General features: G+C 71.5%; 12 protein-coding genes. 7 read left to right on the plus strand and 5 right to left on the minus strand.

Annotated features, from left to right (window positions below; translation table 11 throughout):
* Positions 1-1,762: 1,762 nt before the first annotated feature.
* From ABEB28_RS21480 to ABEB28_RS21490, 3 genes are all read right to left on the minus strand, one after another.
* A complete protein-coding gene (locus ABEB28_RS21480; RefSeq protein ID WP_345729954.1) occupies positions 1,763-2,545 on the minus strand; it encodes an alpha/beta fold hydrolase in 783 nt (260 codons plus the stop codon).
* Positions 2,542-3,363 (minus strand): alpha/beta hydrolase, encoded by an 822-nt coding sequence (locus tag ABEB28_RS21485; protein ID WP_345729955.1) that lies wholly within the window; start codon positions 3,361-3,363, stop codon positions 2,542-2,544. Before ABEB28_RS21485 ends, ABEB28_RS21480 begins: the two co-directional genes overlap by 4 nt.
* Positions 3,364-4,197: 834 nt before the next feature.
* Positions 4,198-5,892 (minus strand): 3-hydroxyacyl-CoA dehydrogenase family protein, encoded by a 1,695-nt coding sequence (locus ABEB28_RS21490; protein ID WP_345729956.1) that lies wholly within the window; start codon positions 5,890-5,892, stop codon positions 4,198-4,200.
* 374 nt (positions 5,893-6,266) lie between these two features.
* Here ABEB28_RS21490 and ABEB28_RS21495 point away from each other — a divergent pair, with 374 nt between their 5' ends.
* The 4 genes from ABEB28_RS21495 (at position 6,267) to ABEB28_RS21510 (ending at position 12,609) form a co-directional block, all read left to right on the plus strand.
* A complete protein-coding gene (locus tag ABEB28_RS21495) occupies positions 6,267-7,790 on the plus strand; it encodes an aldehyde dehydrogenase family protein (RefSeq protein ID WP_345729958.1) in 1,524 nt (507 codons plus the stop codon).
* Between the two features lie 71 nt (positions 7,791-7,861).
* Complete coding sequence (locus ABEB28_RS21500) at positions 7,862-10,003, plus strand: S9 family peptidase (RefSeq protein WP_345729959.1); 2,142 nt, start codon at positions 7,862-7,864, stop codon at positions 10,001-10,003.
* A gap of 186 nt (positions 10,004-10,189) precedes the next feature.
* Positions 10,190-11,776, plus strand: coding sequence for a methyl-accepting chemotaxis protein (locus tag ABEB28_RS21505; RefSeq protein ID WP_345729960.1), 1,587 nt, complete (start codon positions 10,190-10,192; stop codon positions 11,774-11,776).
* A gap of 86 nt (positions 11,777-11,862) precedes the next feature.
* Positions 11,863-12,609 (plus strand): SGNH/GDSL hydrolase family protein, encoded by a 747-nt coding sequence (locus ABEB28_RS21510; RefSeq protein ID WP_345729961.1) that lies wholly within the window; start codon positions 11,863-11,865, stop codon positions 12,607-12,609.
* 156 nt (positions 12,610-12,765) lie between these two features.
* Here ABEB28_RS21510 and nucS read toward each other — a convergent pair whose 3' ends face one another.
* On the minus strand, positions 12,766-13,425 hold the full coding sequence (gene nucS / locus ABEB28_RS21515; protein ID WP_345729962.1) for an endonuclease NucS: 660 nt from the start codon (positions 13,423-13,425) through the stop codon (positions 12,766-12,768).
* On the opposite strand from nucS, the gene ABEB28_RS21520 reads away from it, so the two are divergent.
* The 3 genes from ABEB28_RS21520 (at position 13,412) to ABEB28_RS21530 (ending at position 17,407) form a co-directional block, all read left to right on the plus strand.
* The gene (locus ABEB28_RS21520; RefSeq protein ID WP_376980885.1) at positions 13,412-14,962 is read left to right on the plus strand and encodes a DUF2252 domain-containing protein; all 1,551 of its coding nucleotides are present in this window, start codon (positions 13,412-13,414) and stop codon (positions 14,960-14,962) included. The genes nucS and ABEB28_RS21520 overlap by 14 nt on opposite strands.
* 432 nt (positions 14,963-15,394) lie before the next feature.
* A complete protein-coding gene (locus ABEB28_RS21525) occupies positions 15,395-16,054 on the plus strand; it encodes a DUF4126 domain-containing protein (protein WP_345729964.1) in 660 nt (219 codons plus the stop codon).
* 126 nt (positions 16,055-16,180) lie between these two features.
* A complete protein-coding gene (locus ABEB28_RS21530) occupies positions 16,181-17,407 on the plus strand; it encodes an arginase family protein (RefSeq protein WP_345729965.1) in 1,227 nt (408 codons plus the stop codon).
* Here the strand turns inward: ABEB28_RS21530 and ABEB28_RS21535 are convergent.
* Positions 17,386-19,434, minus strand: coding sequence for a protein meaA (locus tag ABEB28_RS21535; RefSeq protein WP_345729966.1), 2,049 nt, complete (start codon positions 19,432-19,434; stop codon positions 17,386-17,388). The genes ABEB28_RS21530 and ABEB28_RS21535 overlap by 22 nt on opposite strands.
* Between the last annotated feature and the right edge of the window lie 80 nt (positions 19,435-19,514).

Here is a 19,514-nt window from a genome sequence, read left to right on the forward strand (position 1 = left end):
CGCCCGCCACCACCGAGGCCGACGAGTACGCCGCGCAGGTGCACGCGGAGGCCGAGGAGCTGTCCCGGTCCGCGACCGAGGAGGCGGCGAGCCGGGCCGAACGGATGATCCAGGAGGCGATCGCCGAGTCCGAACGCATCACCGCCGACGCCGCGACGCGCGCGAAGCAGCTGTTGGACGATGCGCGGAGCCAGGGCGCCACGATGCGGCGGGACGCCGAGTTGCGGGCCCGGAACACCAAAGAGAAGGCGGGCCTGGAGGCGCACAGCACGACCCGTAAGGCCCGCGAGGAGGCCGAGAAGGTCGTCGCGGGGGCACGCCGGGAGGCGGAGCGGCTCCGAACGGAGGTCGCCGCGCTGATCGAGCGCCGCGAGCAGATCAACGGCGAGCTCAACCGCCTGCAGGACGCGCTGTCCGGCCTCGGCGGAGGCTTGTTCGCGAGCCTGTCCGCGGTCACCGCGCCCGCGCCCGCAGCGGACGCCGCGCCGGCGGATGGTGCTCCGGCCGCGACTTCCAGCGGGGCCGACGACGCCGCCTCCGGCGCGAGCGACGCCAAGTCCGACGCCGAGAAGAAGCCCGCCGCGGTCGCCGAGAACGCTGCCACCGCAAAGGCCGCCACCCCGAAGGCCGACGTCGAGAAGGCCGCCGCACCGAAGTCCGCCACCCCGGAGTCCGCCGCCTCGAAATCCTCGGCGAGCGACGACCGGCCGACCGCCGGAGCGGAGAAGGGCACGGCCAGCGCGAGCAAGGGTGCTCCCGAGGCGGACAAGACGGCCGCAGACGGCTCGGACCGCCCTGCCCGCCCCGACGAGCCCGCCCGGACGGACAAGAACGTCGAGACGGACAAGAACGCCGAGGCGGAGAAGGGCGCCGGGACGGACAAGAACGCCGAGGCGGGGAAGGGCATCGGCTCGGAGCGGGCCGCCGGCTCCGACCGGCCTGCCGGGACGGACAAGACGGCCGCCGGAGCGGGCGAGCCTGCTGGCACGTCGGCCAAGACCGCTGACACTCCGGCCGAGACGGCTGGCCCCTCGGACAAGACCGCCGACAGCTCCGACGAGACCGCTGACGACCGTGGGGCCGACGCCCCGACGAAGGGCGCCACACCGCCGCGGCCCCCTGTTCCCCAGCCCCCGCAGCAGCTTCAGCGCTCCGCGGAGACCTCGCAGGCGGGCAGCGCCCCGAAGCCGACCGCCCAGAACCCGACCGCCCAGAACCCGACTGCGCCGAAGCCGAGCCCGGAGAAGACCCGCACGGACCGGCCCGGGACCGACACCACGAAGCCCACCGCCACCGCGGGTCCGCCCAAGCCGGAGCCGCCGAAGCCGACGCCCCCGCGTCAGACGTTAGGCGCCCGCTTGGCCGCCAACCCGATCCCCACGTCGCCGGCGCGCCCGCCGGTGTCCGCTCCCCCGGCGGCACCGGCCCCGGTGACGGCGACCGCGACCGCAACCCCGGCGGCCCCGTTCATCGCGCCCCCGGCGTCCGCTGCCCCGGTCGTCACCACCTCGGCACCCGCATCTGCGGCCCCCACGACCGCTGCACCCACGGCGTCCGCTGCTCCGGCGTCCACAGCCAAGGAAGCACCGGTCAACGGACGGGCACCGGTGCCGAACGGCGCCGCACCGCGCGACGACCGGGAGAGTCCCAACCGGCCGCAGTCGATGCTCGGCCTGGTCGACGACGACCGGGCCGCGGTCGCCGTCGGGCCGACGCTCGACCTCACCTGGCGCGCGGACCGCGGCAACGAAGGCCGCGACAGCTAGTCGCTGATCCGAGCGAGCAGCGTTCGCACGGCGCCGTCGAAGGCCGTCGGGTCCTCGATCGCGGTCAGGTGCCCGGCGTGCGGGATCTCGACGACCCGCGCGTCCGGGAGCGCCTCCGCCATCGCTGCGACGTCCCGGTCGGTGATCAGCGGGTCCTCCTCACCGGAGATGACCAGGGCCGGCACGTTCGCGGCACGCAGGACGTCGAACGAGTCGACCCGACCGGCCATCGCGTACTGCGCCCAGGCGGCGGCGCGCGGCGGGGCGGCGAGGATCGCGGCCTTCACCGCGTCGGCGACCGCCGGCCTGGCGGACCGGGTCGTCGGCCCGAGCAGGTTGCCGAACACGTTCTCGACCAGTGTCTCCGCCGAGCCGGTGTGCTCCAGCGCGTGCGCGATCCGGACCCGGTTCGCCGCCGCCCCCTCGTGGTCCGCCGACGCCTTGGTGTTCGCGAGAACCAGACCGCTCACCCGCTCGGGGTAGCGGCGCAGGAACGCCATCGTGACGTAGCCGCCCATCGAGAGCCCGCCCAACACCACCCGGTCGAGCTTCAGGTCGTCGAGCAGCAGCGCCAGATCGTCCACCAGGACGTCCATCGAGGGGTCCTCGTCGCCGAGCGGGGAGTCGCCCCAGCCGCGCTGGTCCGGCGTGATCAACCGGCAGGTGTCGGCCAGCAACCAGTGCTGGGCCGCCCACATCGCCGAGGAGAGCGGAAACGCATGCAGCAGCACCAACGGCGTGCCGTGCCCGCTCTCCTGGTAGGTCAGCTCGACCGTCACGGTTCCCCCTGATCCGCATCACCGCCGCCCCGCGGCTCCGGCCTCGGTACGTCCGCGAACGCGGCCACCGTCTGGTCGGCGTACTGGCTGGCGTCACCAGTCTCTATCGGGCCGTCGTATTCCGGTGGGAGCGGGACGGCATCGGGCGACACGATTCGCGCGACGACCTCGTCCAGGACCCGCTCCGCATAGCCCACCCAGAGGTGTTTCGCACCGTCCACAGGGACGAGTTCTGCCTGGGTGAGCGGCGCGAACCGGGTCGCGGCCTCCGCCGGTCGGAGGAAATCGTCGAACTCCGGGACCAATGCGGTGACCGGCTTACCCGAGTCGGCCCAGACCTTCAGGTGTTCGGGTCCGCTGAACCGCAGCGGCGGCGAGAGCAGGATCGCGCCGACCACGGACGGGTCGCAGCCGTACATCAGCGCCAGATCGGTGCCGAACGACCAGCCGAGCAGCCACGGGTTCGGCAACTCCTCGAACTCGGCGTACTCGATCGCGGCCGCGACGTCGAACCGCTCGCCGACCGCGTTGTCGAACGCACCCTCGCTGGTGCCGCGCGCCGAGGACGTGCCGCGCGTGTTGAAGCGCAGCACGGCGACGTCGGCGAGCTCCGGGAGACGCCACGCGGCTTTGCGGAACAGATGGCTGTCCATCATCCCGCCGTGCGTCGGCAGCGGGTGCAGGCAGATCAGTGTGGCCGCCGGAGGCCGGCCGAGCGGGAGCGCCACCTCGCCGACGAGCGTCAACCCGTCCGCGGTGTGCAGCGTGATGTCCCGGCGTTCCGCCGGCAGTACGGAGTTAGCGACGATGCGAGCCACGTACGAATCGTCGCATCCGAGCGTCCGCCAGAAGCAGTTGCCGTTGAAGCGCCGCCAGGCGCGCGAGGTTGTACCTGCTACGGCGGTGGAGCCCGTCGACGGCGGGGCTGGCAGTCGAGCGCGAGGCCGCCTCGTATTGGTCATACTCAAGGGCTCGCGCTCGCCTGTCAGCGTCGTNACGGCGGGGCTGGCAGTCGAGCGCGAGGCCGCCTCGTATTGGTCATACTCAAGGGCTCGCGCTCGCCTGTCAGCGTCGTCGTCGGCGGGCCGCCCAGCAAGGAGTGTGCCAGTGGCGTCGGTCGTCGGGGCTGGCCTGACCGGCCCAAGAACCAGCCTCCGGCCAGACGACGACGTGCGCGGTTCCGCCGCGGACCTCCTGGTCGCAGCCGGGGCACCGGTACGTCTTGCCGGTGGAGCTACCCGCCAGCCGCCGCACGACCCACCCGTCCTCGACGGTGTCGACGACAGGGACGTACGGGTCGCGCGGGCCGCGATCCGCTTCGGGCCGACCGCGGCGGCGCTGACGATTGTGCCGAGGACTCACGCTGAGAAAGCGTGCAGGACGCCGCCGAGGTTCCCACCATCGGGGTCACGCACCGCGAGCCGCGACGCCCACCCAGACGCCGCGCAGCGCGGAACTACGGTGCCGCGCGGCGCAGCGTCCACCTGATGCAGTTGCCGTTGAAGCGCCTCCAGGCGCGCGCAGTGGTACCTAATACGGACCTGGAGCCCGTCCAGGACGAGGCTGGCGTCCGCGCGCAAGGCCGTCGCGACCTTCGGGTGGTCTCAAGGCCTTGCGCGCGGCCGTCAGGCTCGTTCTGGGCGGGCCGCCCACTAACGGGCGTAGTCGCGGAAGCCGCGTTTGGTCTTCCGCCCGAGGTAGCCGGCCGCCACCAGGTGCTCGAGCAGAGGCGACGGCGCGAAGCCCGGCTCGTGGAACTCGGCGTGCAGCTCCTTCTGGATCGCCAGCGACACGTCCAGCCCCACGACGTCCAGCAGCGCGAACGGCCCCATCGGGTACCCGAACCCGAGCGTCACCGCGGTGTCGATCTCGTCCGCGTCGGCGTAGTGGGCGTCGAGCATCGCGACCGCGTCGTTGAGGTACGGGAACAGCAACGCGTTGACGATGAACCCGGCCCGGTCGCGGCAGTCCACCGGGTGCTTGCGGAGCGTCCGGGTCACGGCGTGGGCGGTGGCCACCACGTCCGGGGCGGTGGCCACCGTCGACACGATCTCGACCAGCTTCATGACCGGCGCCGGATTGAAGAAGTGCAGCCCGACGACGTCCTGCGGCCGCGACGTCGCGGTGGCGCACTCGATCACCGGCAGGCTGGACGTGGTCGTCGCGAGCACCGTTCCCGGCTTGCACACCGCGTCGAGCGTCGCGAACAGCTCGCGCTTGACCGTCAGGTCCTCCACGATCGCCTCGACCACCAGGTCGACGTCGGCCAGGTCGTCGTGCGTGGCGCTACCGGTCACCCGGCCCAGGACCGCGTCCCGCTCGGTCTCGGGGAGCTTGCCCTTCGATACCGCCCGGTCCAGCGACTTGGTCAACGCGGCGAGCACCCGAGCGCTCTTCTCGTCGCTGCGGGTCACGTAGGTGACGTCGTACCCGGCCTTGGCGAACACCTCGATGATGCCGGTGGCCATCGTCCCGGAGCCGACCACGCCGACCTTCTGCACGGTCCGGACGATGTCGGCGTCCGCCGTGCTCGAGGCCGTGTCCGCGACCGGCGCGCCGTCCACGTAGGTGTAGAAGCCGCGACCGGATTTCACGCCGAGTAAGCCGCCGGCGATCATCTGCTTGAGCAGCGGCGCCGGGGCGTGCCGACGGTCGCCGCTCTGCGCGTGGAGTGCGGTGAGCACGTCGAACGTGGTGTCCAGCCCGATCCGGTCGACGACCGCGAGCGGCCCGGACGGCAGGCCGCAGCCGAACCGCATCGCCGCGTCCACGTCGTCGCGGGTGGCGTAGCCCGACTCGACGAACGCCACCGCCTGGTTGAGGTAGGCGAACAGCAGCGCGGACGTGATCAGCCCGGTCCGGTCGCCGACCCGCAGCGGGTTCTTGCCGAGCCGGTCGGACAGCAGCGCGACCGCGTCGTCGACGACCTCGGGGTCGGTGAACACCGTCCGGACGACCTCGACCAGCGGCGTACCGTCCACCGGCGCGGCGAAGTGCAGCCCGAGCACCCGGTGCGGATGGGCAGCCGCCACCGCCAGTTCGGTGACCGACAGCGCCGAGGCCGCGGTGGCGAGCACCGCATCCGGACGCACCACCGCACCGAGGGCGGCGAACACCCGCTGCTTGAGCTCGAGCCGCTCGGGGACCGCTTCGATGACCAGGTCGGCGTCGGCCAGCGCGGACAGTTCCGCGTCGACCCGGACGCCGTCGACGCTGATCCGCGCCCGGACGGCCTCGTCCGTGTCCACACCCACCACCTGGAATCCGGCGCCGGCGAACACCTTCGCGAGGCCCGCTCCTACCGTTCCCAGACCGACGATTCCGATGCGAGCGAAGTCCCGTGGCACGGTCGCCTCCTCTTAGTGCTGCACTGCGGGAGGCCCGAGTGCAGAAGCGTGCTGATACGCGAGTGACAGCGCGCCCGCGGTCGCCGGTCGGGCGGCACGGAAACGCTGGCTGGCCGTGGAGTGGGCCGAGTGTGGCATACCGATCAGTAACTTAGGCCGGAGCATGGTCCGCATCACACCGCTTGCGGGTCTCTGCCCCCATCTGAACCGAGTCACCTTGGTTACTCGCGAGTCAGGTTCGCCCTACTGGCGAGTTCGTCGCGTCCTAGACTCACGCCAACGCCCAATGAACTTTTCAACCTCCGGCCCGCTCCGGGCCGAGCGACCGCAGCAGTCGCCGGTCGAAAAGAATTCACCCCTCCCAGGAGGTCCCGATGACCGTGACCGAGCAGTCGTCACGCCCTGGCACGCCGACGTTCGTCGACGGATTTCTGGTGTCGTCGAGCCCGGCGACCGGCGAGGAGGTCGGCCGGGTCGCGGTCACCGACGCCGACGCCGTCCGGGCTGCGGTCGACGAGGCGCGGGCCGCGTCGACGTGGTGGGCCGGGCTGGGCTACTCCGGACGACGCGCGCGACTGCTGGCGTGGCGCGCGCTGATCGTCCAGCGCATGGACGAGATCACCGACCTGATGCACCGCGAGAACGGCAAGCCGACCGACGACGCGATGCTGGAAATGCTGATCACCGTCCACCACCTGGACTGGGCGGCGAAGAAAGCGGCGAAGGTCCTCGGGCCCCGGCGGGTGTCGTCCGGCATGCTCGCCGCCAACATCGCCGCGACGCTGGAGTACTCCCCGCTCGGTGTGATCGGCGTGATCGGGCCGTGGAACTACCCGGTCTTCACGCCGATGGGTTCGATCGCGTACGCGCTCGCCGCGGGCAACTCCGTGGTGTTCAAGCCGAGCGAGTACACCCCGCTGGTCGGCAAGTGGCTGGTCGACACGTTCGCCGAGGTCGTTCCCGAACACCCGGTGCTCGTCGGGGTCTACGGCGGCGGGGAGACCGGCGCCGCGCTGACCACGGCCGGCGTCGACAAGATCGCGTTCACCGGGTCGACCGCGACCGGCAAGAAGATCATGGCGGCCGCCGCCCAGACGCTCACGCCGGTACTTATCGAGTGCGGCGGCAAGGACCCGCTGCTGGTCGACGCCGACGCCGACCTGGACGCGGCGGCCGACGCCGCGGTCTGGGGCGGGATGTCCAACGGTGGGCAGACCTGCATCGGCACCGAGCGGGTCTACGTCCACGAGGCCGTCTACGAGCCGTTCCTGGCCAAGCTGACCGAGAAGGCTCGCGGTGTGACGCCCGGCGAGGCGCCGGACGCGCTCTACGGACCCGCGACGATGCCATCGCAGCTCGACGTGATCCGCCGCCACGTGGACGACGCGCTCGCCCGCGGCGGCAAAGCGGTGGTCGGTGGCGCGGAGTCGGTCAGCGGGCCGTTCGTCGCGCCGGTCGTCCTCACCGACGTGCCGGAGGACTCGGCCGCCGTCCAGGAGGAGACGTTCGGCCCGACGCTCACCGTGTCCAAGGTGAAAGACATGGACGAGGCGGTGGAGCGGGCCAACGGCACCTCGTACGGGCTGGGCGCGGCGGTGTTCTCGAAGCGACGCGGCGTCGAGCTGGCGCGGCGGATCCGGTCCGGCATGACCGCGGTGAACTCGATCATCTCGTTCGCGAGCGTGGCCGCCCTGCCGTTCGGCGGCGTGGGCGACTCCGGGTTCGGCCGGATCCACGGCGAGGACGGCCTGCGCGAGTTCACCCGGCCGAAGGCGATCGCCCGCCAGCGGTTCGCGCTGCCGTTGGCGATCTACAGCTTCACCCGCACCGACAAGACGAACGCTCTGCTCCAGCGCACTATGCGCACGATGTACGGCAAGGGGGCCCCGAAGCGCTAGAACGGTGTGGCGCTGGGCCCGCTATGACGAGCCCAGCGCCACACCGTTCGGCCGGGAGATACGGTGCGGGCATGATTTCCCCCGAGTCGGCCCGGCCCGCTCCTCCTGTCGCGAAGCGCGTCCCGTTCGTCCGGAGCCACCACGGTGACGAGGTCGTGGACGAGTACGCGTGGCTGGCCGACCGGGACGACCCCGACACGATGGCGTACCTCACCGCCGAGAACGCGTACACCGAGCAGGTCACCGCCGACCAGGCCGCCCTGCGCGAGACGCTGTTCGACGAGATCAAGCGTCGCACCCAGGAGACCGACCTCTCGGTGCCCAGCCGCAAGGGCGACTGGTGGCACTACAGCCGCACCGAGGAGGGCAAGCAGTACGGCATCCACTGCCGCCTGCGCGCCGAGCCGGGTCAGCTGACGCCCCCGACCGTGCCCACTGAGCCGGCTCTGCCGGGGGCAGCGGACGGCACAGTCCTCCCGGGCGAAGAGGTGCTGCTCGACGAGAACGTCGTCGCGGGCGAAGAGCCGTTCCTCGCGCTCGGCGCGTTCGACGTCAGCCCGGACGACCGGCTGCTCGCCTACTCCACCGACTTCGCCGGCGACGAGCGGTTCACGCTCCGGATCCGCGACCTGACGACCGGGAAAGACCTCGCCGACGAGGTCCCGAACACCTCCTACGGCACGGCCTGGTCCGCCGACGGCACCGAGCTGTTCTACCTGACGGTGGATGAGGCGTGGCGTCCGCACCGGGTCTGGCGGCACACCGTCGGCACGCCGGCCGCCTCGGACACCCTCGTCTTCGAGGAGCCCGACGAGCGGTTCTGGGTGGGCGTCGGCCTGTCCCGCAGCGAGGCCTACGTCGTGATCCAGGCCAGCAGCAAAACCACCAGCGAGGTGCGCGTCATCGACGCGTCCGCGCCCACCGGTGAACCTCGGCTGATCGCTCCCCGCCGGGACGGCGTCGAGTACTCGATCGACCACCAGGCAGCCGGGCCGAACCGCCCCGAGCGCTTCCTCGTGCTGCACAACGACGGCGCGGAGAACTTCACGCTGGCCACCGCCCCGATCGACGCCCCGTCCGAGTGGACGCCGCTGATCCCGCACGACCCCGCGGTGCGCCTGACCGACGTCGACGCGTTCGCCGGCCACGTCGTCGTCCACCTGCGCAAGGACGGCCTGACCGGCCTGCGGGTGCTCACCGAGGGCGAGCCCGCCCGCGATCTGACGTTCCCGGAGGCCGTCTACACGGTCGAGCCGGCCGGCAACCCCGACTACTTCACTCATGAGTTCCGCCTGCACTACACGTCGCTGGTGACGCCGGACTCGGTGTTCGACTGCGACCTGGTGACCGGCGAGCTGACGCTACGCAAGCGGCAGCCGGTGCTCGGTGGCTACGAGCCCGATCAGTACGAGCAGTACCGGGAGTGGGCGGTCGCGGCCGACGGCACTCGGATCCCGATCTCGCTGGTGGCCCGGAAGGACACCCCGAGGGACGGGTCGGCGCCGTGCTTGCTCTACGGGTACGGCGCGTACGAGATCAGCATCGACCCCTGGTTCTCGGTTGCCCGGCTCTCCCTGCTCGACCGCGGTTTCGTCTTCGCGGTGGCGCACGTCCGGGGCGGTGGTGAGCTGGGTCGTCGGTGGTACATCGAGGGCAGGCTCGGCAACAAGATGAACACGTTCACCGACTTCATCGCGGCTGCTCGGGCCGTGGTGGAGGCCGGCTGGACGTCCACCGACCGGCTCGTCGCCCGCGGGGGCAGCGCCGGCGGCCTGCTGATGGGAGCGGTCGCGAACCTGGCGCCGGACGCATTCCGCGCGATCGTCGCCGACGTGCCGTTCGTGGACGCACTGACGTCGATCCTCGACCCGTCGCTGCCGCTGACCGTCACCGAGTGGGAGGAGTGGGGCAACCCGCTCCACGACCCGGAGGCGTACTCCTACATCCGCTCGTACGCGCCGTACGACAACGTCGAGGCGCGTCCGTACCCGGCGATCCTGGCGCTGGCCGGGCTGAACGACACCCGCGTGCTGTACCACGAGCCGGCGAAGTGGGTCGCGAAGCTCCGTGCGATCGGGGCATCCGACGTCCTGCTCCGCACCGAGATGGGCGCTGGGCACTCCGGGCCCAGCGGCCGCTACGACGCGTGGCGCGAGGCGGCGTTCGCGACCGCCTGGATCGTCGACGTGGTCGGCGCCGATTCCCGCGCCTGACGAGCAGGTTCGGCGCCCGGCACGAGCGTCATCGGCCGGGCCGCCGGACTCGCACGCCGAGGACCGGTAGCTCTACCCACTCGGCGCCGCGGCATGCTCAAAGGCTCAACTCGCCGACCCACGGGCCGACAGGAGTACGAGACGTAGGTCACCCCGACCGCGTCCTGGACTGTCGAGGCGGCGCTCGTGGCCCGGTTGACCCAGGGGTTCCAGAACCTCCGGATTGCAGTGAAGCTCGGCGTGCTCATCGTCATCGCGGTGGTCTGCGCGCTCGTCGTCGGGCTGATCGGGCTCCGTTCCCAGTCCCAGCTCACCGACCAGGCCGAGAAGGTCCGGTTGCTGGAGGTCGCGAAGGGGGCGCTCAACCACCTCGACACGCGGAACGCCGAACTGAAGGTCGACGGTTACCGGGCGTTGATCGAGACCGACCAGCTGGACTCGGTGCGGCAGGACGCCACCGATGACGCGGCCTCCATCGACGAGGCCGTCGCTGCCGTGAAAGCCGCCGGACTCCCAGCCGACCTGAGGTCACAGTTCGACGCGATCGAACCCGACATCGAGACGTTCAAGTCCACGGTGACGACGCTGGTCGACACCGCGGGCACCAACTACGCCGCCGCACGCGCGAACGAGGGTCAGATCGCCGAGAAGAACCACGTCGTCGACGATCAGCTGGAGGCGCTCCACGAGGCCGTGGACTCCGCGATCGCCGCCGGGCGGAGCGAGATGCAGAACACCAGCGACGGCGCGACCCGTGACGTCCTGATCGCCCAGGTGCTGGCTCTGCTCCTGCTGCTGTTGATCGCGATCCCGATCGTCCGCGGCATCACCCGGCCGGTCGCTCGGATGCGGACGGTGCTCGACGGCCTGGCCCACGGCGACCTGACGCGCTCGGCCGGCATCACCGGCCGGGACGAGATCGGTCAGATGGCGGCCTCGCTGGACGCCGCCACCGAGAGCATCCGGGAGGTGCTGGACGCCGTCGACGGAAACGCGACCGCGCTGACCCGCTCGTCGCAGCAGCTCTCCGAGGCCAGTACGAGCATCGCGCACGCCGCGGACGACACCAACTCGCAGACCGCGGTCGCGTCCTCGGCAGCCGACGAGGTGGCGCGCAACGTCAACTCGGTGGCCGCCGGTGCGGAAGAGATGGGCGCCGCGATCGGGGAGATCGCCCGCAACACCACCGAGGCCGTCGGAGTGGTCGCCAGCGCGGTCGACGAGGCCAACCAGGCCACCCGCACGGTCGAGCGGCTCGGCACGTCGTCGGCGGAGATCGGCGAAGTGCTCGGCCTGATCACGTCGATCGCCGAGCAGACCAACCTGCTCGCGCTCAACGCGACGATCGAGGCCGCCAGGGCCGGCGAGTCGGGCAAGGGCTTCGCCGTCGTCGCCAACGAGGTCAAAGAGCTCGCACAGGAGACCGCGAAGGCCACCGAGGACATCGGGACCCGGGTCGCGGCGATCCAGCAGGACACCCGGAGCGCGGTCGAGGCGATCAGCCGGGTGGCCGAGGTGATCGAACGGATCAACGAGTACCAGGCCACGATCGCCAGCGCCGTCGAGGAGCAGAGCGCGACCACGCAGGAGATGAGCCGGAGTGTCGCCGAGGCCGCGAGCGGTGCAGACGTGATCGCGACGAACATCAGCGCGGTCGCGACCGCGACGGCGTCCACGACGCAGGGCGTCGAGCGGGCGAAGGAGGCGGCCGCGGAGCTCGCCGAGATGTCCTCTCAGCTGCGCGGAATGATCGGCCGCTTCGTCACTCGCTGAACGAACGCGCTGGACCGGTGCTTGTTCACTTTGGCGTGTCACACTTCCGCTCGCTGAACGGATGGTGAACGCCAGGAGGAGCACCGATGACGCAACCGGTCGGACGGCTGCACGCCGCGATCTCACGCCGGATCCCGCACCTGCCCGACGCGGCCGGGCCGCTCTCCGGCTCGACATCGGACGGCTCGGCGCCGAACGCGAGTGGGAACCCGCCGCTCTCGGTCCTGTTCGTGGGTGACTCCTCGGTGGCTGGCGTCGGCGCGAGCCACCACGACGAGGCGCTCGCGGGGCAGTTCACGGCCGCGCTGGCCGAACAGACCGACCGGCCGGTGGCGTGGCGGGTGCTCGCCCGCAGCGGTGACACCGTCCGTGGCCTCACCGCGCTGGTCACGGCGCACGCCCAGGAGCTCGACGCCGACCTGGTCGTGCTCTCCGCGGGCACGAACGACGCGCTGCGTCTCCGGCGCCCGTCTGCCTGGCGGGCCGACGTCACGGTGCTGGTGGACGCCGTCCGCGAGCGGCTCGGGCGGCCGGTACCCGTCCTGCTGGTGGGCATCCCGCCCGTGCACCGGTTCGGGTCGCTGCCGCGGCTGATTCGCTGGTCGATCGGCGGGTACGCGATGCTGCTCGACCGGCAGCTCGTCCGGCTCTGCGCGGCGGCGTCCGATCTCTGCCACCTGACCGCGAAGCCGCTCCCGACCGACACGTCGGCGTTCTTCTCGATCGACCGATTCCACCCGTCGCCGGTCGGCTACCGAGCCTGGGCCCGCCTGCTGGCCGCGTCAGCCGCCACTTTCGTCGCCGAATCGGCGCCTGCCCCCGCGTCCGCATAGTGCAGTTGCCGTTTGAAGCGCCGCCAGGCGCGACTGTTCTGAGCTGGAGCCCGCCGAGGACGAGGCTGGCAGTCGAGCGCGAGGCCGCCGCGACCTTTGGGTGGTCTCAAGGCCTCGCGCTCGCCTGTCAGGCTCGCCCCTCGGCGGGCCGCCCACCTAGAAAAGCTTTCCTTCTGTGTCGTCCACTCCGCGGAGCGTGTCGTAGTTGAGGGTGACGCAGCGGATACCGCGGTCGGTGGCGAGAACGGAGGCCTGCGGCTTGATCTGCTGCGCGGCGAAGATACCGGTGACCGGTGCGAGCAACGGGTCCCGGTTCAGCAGCTCCAGGTAGCGGGTGAGCTGCTCCACCCCGTCGATCTCACCCCGCCGCTTGATCTCCACGGCCACCGTCGTCCCGGACGCGTCCCGGCACAGGATGTCGACCGGCCCGATCGCGGTCGGGTATTCGCGACGGATGAGCGTGTAGCCCTCACCGAGCGTCGTGATGTGCTCGGCCAGCAGCCGCTGGAGGTCGGCCTCGACCCCGTCCTTCACCAGACCTGGGTCCACCCCGAGGTCGTGGCTGGAGTCGTGGAGTACCTCCTCGATCGTGATCCGCAGTTCCTCGCCTGCTTTGTTCACGACGGTCCAGACGCCGGGCTGTTCCTCCAGCCGGCAGGGCGGACTCATCCAGTTCAGCGGCTTGTAGGCGCGATCGTCGGCGTGGATCGACACCGACCCGTCGGCCTTGACCAGCAGTAGCCGTGTCGCGGGCGGGAGGTGGGCGGTGAGTCGACCGATGTAGTCGACGGAGCAGCGGGCTATGACCAAGCGCACGGCGAACCAGGCTAGGCCATCCGCCACTGGCCTGCCCGCCCGGCCAGCAACACCGAGTCGGGACCCGGACATCGATGCAGTAACCAACGGAACCGGCGCTACCGTCATCCACGTGAGTGCGACGCCCCATACCGACGCCACCGGCCCGAGATTCGCCAGCCACGTCTTCGGGCGGTGGACGGACCCGCAGGAGGTCCACGCCGCCGGCGTGGCGCTCCGAGAGAAGACGCCGGTCAGCGCCTGCGCCGAGTACGTCCGGCGGCCGGACCGCCCGGATCCGGTCGCGTTCGTCGAGGCGACCAACGAAGGCCGGGTCGACGACCTCGTCGCGCTCCGGGTGGGTCGGATGGCCGCGTCGCCGTTCGCGTTCCTCCGGGGCAGCGCCGGCTTGATGGCGGCCGACCTGGTCGGCACCCCGACCTCCGGCATCACCGCCTGGATCTGCGGTGACGCGCACGCGTCGAACTTCGGGCTCTACGCCTCCCCCGAGCGTCGCCTGGTCATGGACGTCAACGACTTCGACGAGACCGTCGTCGGCCCGTGGGAGTGGGACCTCAAGCGGCTCGCCGCGAGCTTGGTCGTCGCCGGTCGCGAGGCCGGGGTGGACGAGGCGAGGGTCCGCAGCGCCGCGGCGGACGCCGCTCGCATCTACCGGGCCGCGCTCCGCGAGCTGGCCGGGATGCCGATCCTCGACGCCTACTACCTGACCACCGACGAGAAGACGATCGACCACTTCGACGTCGCCCAGCTCGGCGAAGTGTTCAAGCGGATCGGCAAGAAGGCGCGGAAGAACACCAGCCGGCGGGTCGTCGAGAAGTTCGCCGAGCGCGCCGAGACCAACCACTGGCGGTTCGTAGACGACCCGCCGACCCTCACCCACGTCGACCGGAACGCCGAGCGGGCGGTGCTCGACGGCCTGGAGTCCTACGTCGAAGGTTGCCTCGACGACGAGCTGCGGACGCTGCTGTCGCGGTACTCGGTGACCGACATCGCGCACCGGGTGGTGGGCCTGGGCAGTGTCGGGCGGCGCAGCTACATCGTCCTGCTGCACGGCAACGGCGAGGACGCCCTGGTGCTGCAGGTGAAGGAGGCCGGTCCGTCCGCGCTGGCCCCGTACGTGTCCGCGACACCGTACTCCCACAACGGCGAACGCATCGTCCGTGGTCAGCGCTGGATGCAGACGGTCAGCGACATCCTGCTCGGCTGGACGACCGTCGACGGGCGACCGTTCCTGGTCCGCCAGTTCCGCGACATGAAGGGCAGCATCGACCCCGCGCTGCTCAAGCCGAACCAGCTGGACGACTACGCCCGGGTGGTCGGCGCGGTGCTGGCCAGGGCGCACGCCCAGTCGGCCGATCCGCGCCTGCTGAGCGGCTACGTGGACGGCCAGGTCCGTACTCCGGGCGGGGACGGGTTCGACGAGGCGATCGCCACGTTCGCCGTCGCCTACGCCGACCAGACCGAGGCGGACCACGACGCGCTCGTCGGCGCGGTCAAGGCCGGCCGGCTGCCGGCGATCTTCGAGGCGGAAGACTAAGCCTCCCGCGCGGTCCCGACACGACCCGCCGGGCGCGTCGACATGACGCCCCCGGCGTGCCAGGCTCGTGCCCATGGTCACCGGAACGCCCGATCCGCTGCAGAGTCGTGTACCGCCGATGCCCGTGCCCGGTCCGCCGGTACCGCCGCCGGCTCCCGCGCCGGTTCCGGTACCGCCGCCCGGGCCCGGCGGTCCCCAGCCCGGCCCCGGCCCACTGCCGCCGGACCCCGAGCCGCAGCCGAGCCCCGACCCGGTCCCACCGCCGTCCTAAGGACTGCCTTAGACCTGGAGCCCGTCCAGGGCGACGCTGCCGATCGGGCGGGAGGACGCCGCGTATAGGTTCATACTCAAGTCCTTCCGCCCGCTCGGCAGCGTCGTTCTGGGCGGGCCGGGCACGGCGTCGTTCTGGACGGGCCGTGCAACTGTGGAGTTGTGTTCGAACTACTGACCGGCACCGGCCTCGCCGCGTCGTCCGGTCTCAACGCCTACATTCCGCTGCTGACGCTCGGTGTCCTCTCCCGGTACACCGACACGGTCAGCCTTCCCACGGGGTGGCAGTGGCTGGACAGCGGCTGGGCGCTGCTGATCCTCGCCGCGCTGCTCGCGGTGGAGATGGTGGCGGACAAGGTGCCGGTCGTCGATTCCCTCAACGACGTGCTGCAGACCGTGGTCCGCCCGACGTCCGGCGGACTCGCGTTCGGAGCCACCGCCACGTCGGACGCCGTGACCGTCAGCAACCCGGACAGCTTCGTCGGGGGCGGACAGTGGGTCCCGATCGCGGTCGGCGTGGTCCTCGCGCTCGTCGTCCACGCCGGCAAGGCCACAGCCCGGCCCGCGCTGAACACTGCTAGCGGTGGGTTCGCCGCACCGGTCGTCAGCGTGGTCGAGGACGTCGCGAGCTTCGGCCTCTCGTTGCTGGCCCTGCTGGCCCCACTCCTGGTCGTCGTCGCGCTGGCCGCGATGGCCGCGGTCTTCTGGCGAGCGATCCGGAAAGTACGCGCACTCCGACGCCGAAAGGCCGAGCGCCGCGCCCGGAACCGCCCGTTATCTGCCGACCCGAGCGCTGCGATGCACACTCAGAATTCTCTTTAGGTAATATTTCGGTCCCCATTACTCTTTTTGCGGGGCGGGCTATTCCTCCAGGTGTAGCCGGAGCCGAGGGAACGTGTCACGGTCGTCGTACCGGGTAGGACCCGGGCACGATCGCAGGGGGGTCCGATGGAGATCGACATCGTCAGCGTGCCGTTCAGCGCGACGGGGCGCGCCGGTGGTGCGGCCGCCGCGCCGGCCGCCGTCCACGCCCAAGGACTGATCGGACGGATCCGTTCGGCGCTGCCGAACGGATGGTCCCCCCACGAGACGTCGCCGGTGCTCGGGGGCGAGCGGTCGCTGATCCGGAGCCCGGACACCGGCCTGCTCAACGAACCGGCGCTGGCAGCGATGATCGACGGCGTGGCCGACGCGGTGTCCGCGAGCCACGCCGACGGACACTTCCCGCTGCTGCTCGGCGGCGACAACCCGATCCTGCTGGGCGGCCTCGTCGCCACCGGCCACCGTCCGGAGGGGCCGGCCGGGCTGCTCGTGCTCTCCGGCCGTGAGTGCGCCTGGCCGCCGGACAAGTCGCCGACCGGGTGCGCGTCCGACTGCACGCTGGGGTTGGCACTGCTCGCGCAGACGAACGCCGTACTCTCCAACGGCCTGTCCCGTCGGTTGCCGCTGGTGCCGCCGGGGGCAGTCGCGGTGCTCGGCGCTCGCGACGCCGCCGAACTCTCCGCGGCCGGCATCCCGTCGCTCTCCGGCAGCATCCTCATCCGGTCCGACGAGGACCTGGGCGCGATCGGCGCCCGCCCCGCGACCGGACTGACCATCGCGCGCCACGCCACCGATGCGATCGAGCACCTCCGGCGCACCACCGACAACTGGTGGCTGCACATCGACCTGTCCGTGCTCTCGACGCCCGCCCTGCCCACCGTGGACCGGCGCCTGCCCGGCGGCCTGAGCTGGGAGCAGCTCACCGCCCTGACCAAAGCCGCGCTCGCCACCCCCGGCCTGGTCGGCTGGAGCGTGACCGGTTACGACGCCGATCACGACCTGGAGCGGATCAGTGCGGCACACCTCGCCGACTACCTGGTCGAGTCGGTCGGCGCGCTGCCAGCGGCCGGCCGGAACGGTGCGGCCCGCTCGGCACCCGCCGGATCCGCACTGGACGCTCTCGCCGGCGGACGTCCGCCCGGCGCCGGTTCTTCGCACGGCCGCCAGCCTGCGCAGGACCAGCCGACGCAGGACCAGCCGGAGGGCCCGGCCGAGAAGCGGCCGGACGCCCCGGCGGAGAGCCGATCCGACGCCCGCGCGGAGAACCGATCGGACACCCGTGCGGAGAGCGCGGCGGGTGGCCGGCCGGAGAGCTCCCCGGCGCCGCGGGCTCAGACCGTCGCGAGTCCGTGAACCTCGTCGATGACCGTCACGATCTCGTCCATGATCTCGTTCAGGCCGTAGTCCTTCGGCGTGAACACCCGGGCGACTCCGGCCGCCTTCAGCATCTCCGCGTCGTCCTCGGGAATGATGCCGCCGACGATGACCGGCACGTCGGTGAGGCCCTGCGCGCGTAGACCCTCGATCACGGCGGGTACCGCGAGCGCGTGCGCTCCGGACAGGATCGACAGCCCGACGACGTGCACGTCCTCGGCGACGGCGGCGGCCACGATCTGCTCCGGCGTGAGCCGAATGCCCTGGTAGACGACCTCGAAGCCGGCGTCCCGGGCCCGCACAGCGATCTGCTCGGCGCCGTTGGAGTGCCCGTCGAGGCCGGGCTTGCCCACGAGCATCCGCAGCCGACCCCCGAGCCGCTCCCCGGTCACGCGGACCCGCTCGCGAAGAGCGACCAGCGCGTCAGCGGTCTCGGCCCCAGGGTGGGACGCGGAGGCCGCGCTGACCCCGGTCGGCGCCCGGTACTCACCGAACACGTCCCGGAGGACGTTCGCCCACTCGCCGGTCGTGACGCCGGCGCGCACGCACGCCAGGGTCGGCTCCATCAGGTTCGTGCCGTTCTTCGCGGCGTCGGCCAGCTCGGCCAGCGTCGCGTCGACGGCTGCCTGATCCCGGTCGGCCTTCCAGGCCGCCAGGCGCTCGCGCGCGGCCTCCTCGACGCTCGCGTCGACGGTGAAGATGGCCTTCGCCGCGCCTCCCGCGCCGCCACCCGCCGTCAGCGGGCTCGGCTCGGTCTCGGTGTACTTGTTGACGCCGACGATGACGTCCTCACCGGCCTCGACCCGGGCACGCCGCTCGGCCAGCGAGCGCACCAGCTCGCCCTTCATGTAGCCGGACTCGATCGCCGCGACCGCGCCACCGAGCTCCTGCACCCGGGCGATCTCCGCGCGCGCGCCCTCCAGAATCGATTCGACCTTGGCCTCGACCACGAGGGAACCGTCGAAGAGGTCGTCGTACTCGAGCAGGTCACTCTCGAACGCGAGCACCTGCTGCATGCGCAGCGCCCACTGCTGGTCCCAGGGGCGGGGCAGCCCGAGCGCCTCGTTCCAGGCGGGCAGCTGGACGGCGCGGGCGCGGGCGTTCCGAGAGAGCGTGACGCCGAGCATCTCCAGAACGATCCGCTGGACGTTGTTCTCCGGCTGCGCCTCGGTGAGCCCGAGCGAGTTCACCTGCACGCCGTACCGGAAACGGCGGTCCTTGGGGTTCTCCACCCCGTAGCGCTCGCGGGTGATCTCGTCCCAGAGCTGCGCGAACGCCCGGAGTTTGCACATCTCCTCGATGAAGCGCATGCCGGCGTTGACGAAGAACGAGATGCGCGCGACGACGTCGCCCATCCGCTCCTGCGGCACCTGGCCGGAGTCGCGCACCGCGTCCAGCACCGCGATCGCGGTGGAGAGCGCGTACGCGACCTCCTGCACCGGCGTCGCGCCGGCCTCCTGCAGGTGGTACGAGCAGATGTTGATCGGGTTCCACTTCGGCAGGTGGACGACCGTGTGGGCGATCATGTCGGTGATCAGCCGGAGGCTGGGCCCGGGCGGGAACACGTAGGTGCCGCGGGACAGGTACTCCTTGATGATGTCGTTCTGGGTCGTGCCGGTGAGCGCCGCGAGCGCCGCGACCGGGTCACGCCCCTCCGCCTCGGCCTGCTCCAGCGCGACCGCCTCGTAGAGCGCCAACAGCCACATCGCGGTCGCGTTGATCGTCATCGAGGTGTTCATCCGCTCCAGCGGAATGCCCTCGAAGAGCGCGCGGGCGTCGCCCACGTGCGAGATCGGCACGCCGACCTTGCCGACCTCGCCCCGGGCCAGCTCGTGGTCGGGGTCGTAGCCGGTCTGCGTCGGCAGGTCGAACGCGACCGAGAGCCCGGTCTGGCCCTTGGCCAGGTTCCGCCGGTACAGGGCGTTGGACGCAGCAGCCGACGAGTGGCCGGCGTAGGTGCGCATCACCCACGGACGATCGCGCTCCGGCGAGGACGGGTACGGCATCGGGCACCTCCGGCGTCGGTGTGGGAATTCTACTGGCGAGTAACCGGTGAATGCTCATGATGCACGCCACACAATGCCGG

This window comes from Cryptosporangium minutisporangium (assembly GCF_039536245.1).
GTDB lineage: Bacteria > Actinomycetota > Actinomycetes > Mycobacteriales > Cryptosporangiaceae > Cryptosporangium > Cryptosporangium minutisporangium.

What these genes read in the sequence shown, in the direction of transcription:
- ABEB28_RS21495 (WP_345729958.1), top strand. Translation starts at nt 6,267, where the DNA reads ATGACCGTGACCGAGCAGTCGTCACGCCCTGGCACGCCGACGTTCGTC.
- ABEB28_RS21535 (WP_345729966.1), bottom strand. Translation starts at nt 19,434, where the DNA reads ATGCCGTACCCGTCCTCGCCGGAGCGCGATCGTCCGTGGGTGATGCGC.
- ABEB28_RS21500 (WP_345729959.1), top strand. Translation starts at nt 7,862, where the DNA reads ATGATTTCCCCCGAGTCGGCCCGGCCCGCTCCTCCTGTCGCGAAGCGC.
- ABEB28_RS21520 (WP_376980885.1), top strand. Translation starts at nt 13,412, where the DNA reads ATGACCAAGCGCACGGCGAACCAGGCTAGGCCATCCGCCACTGGCCTG.
- ABEB28_RS21530 (WP_345729965.1), top strand. Translation starts at nt 16,181, where the DNA reads ATGGAGATCGACATCGTCAGCGTGCCGTTCAGCGCGACGGGGCGCGCC.
- ABEB28_RS21510 (WP_345729961.1), top strand. Translation starts at nt 11,863, where the DNA reads ATGACGCAACCGGTCGGACGGCTGCACGCCGCGATCTCACGCCGGATC.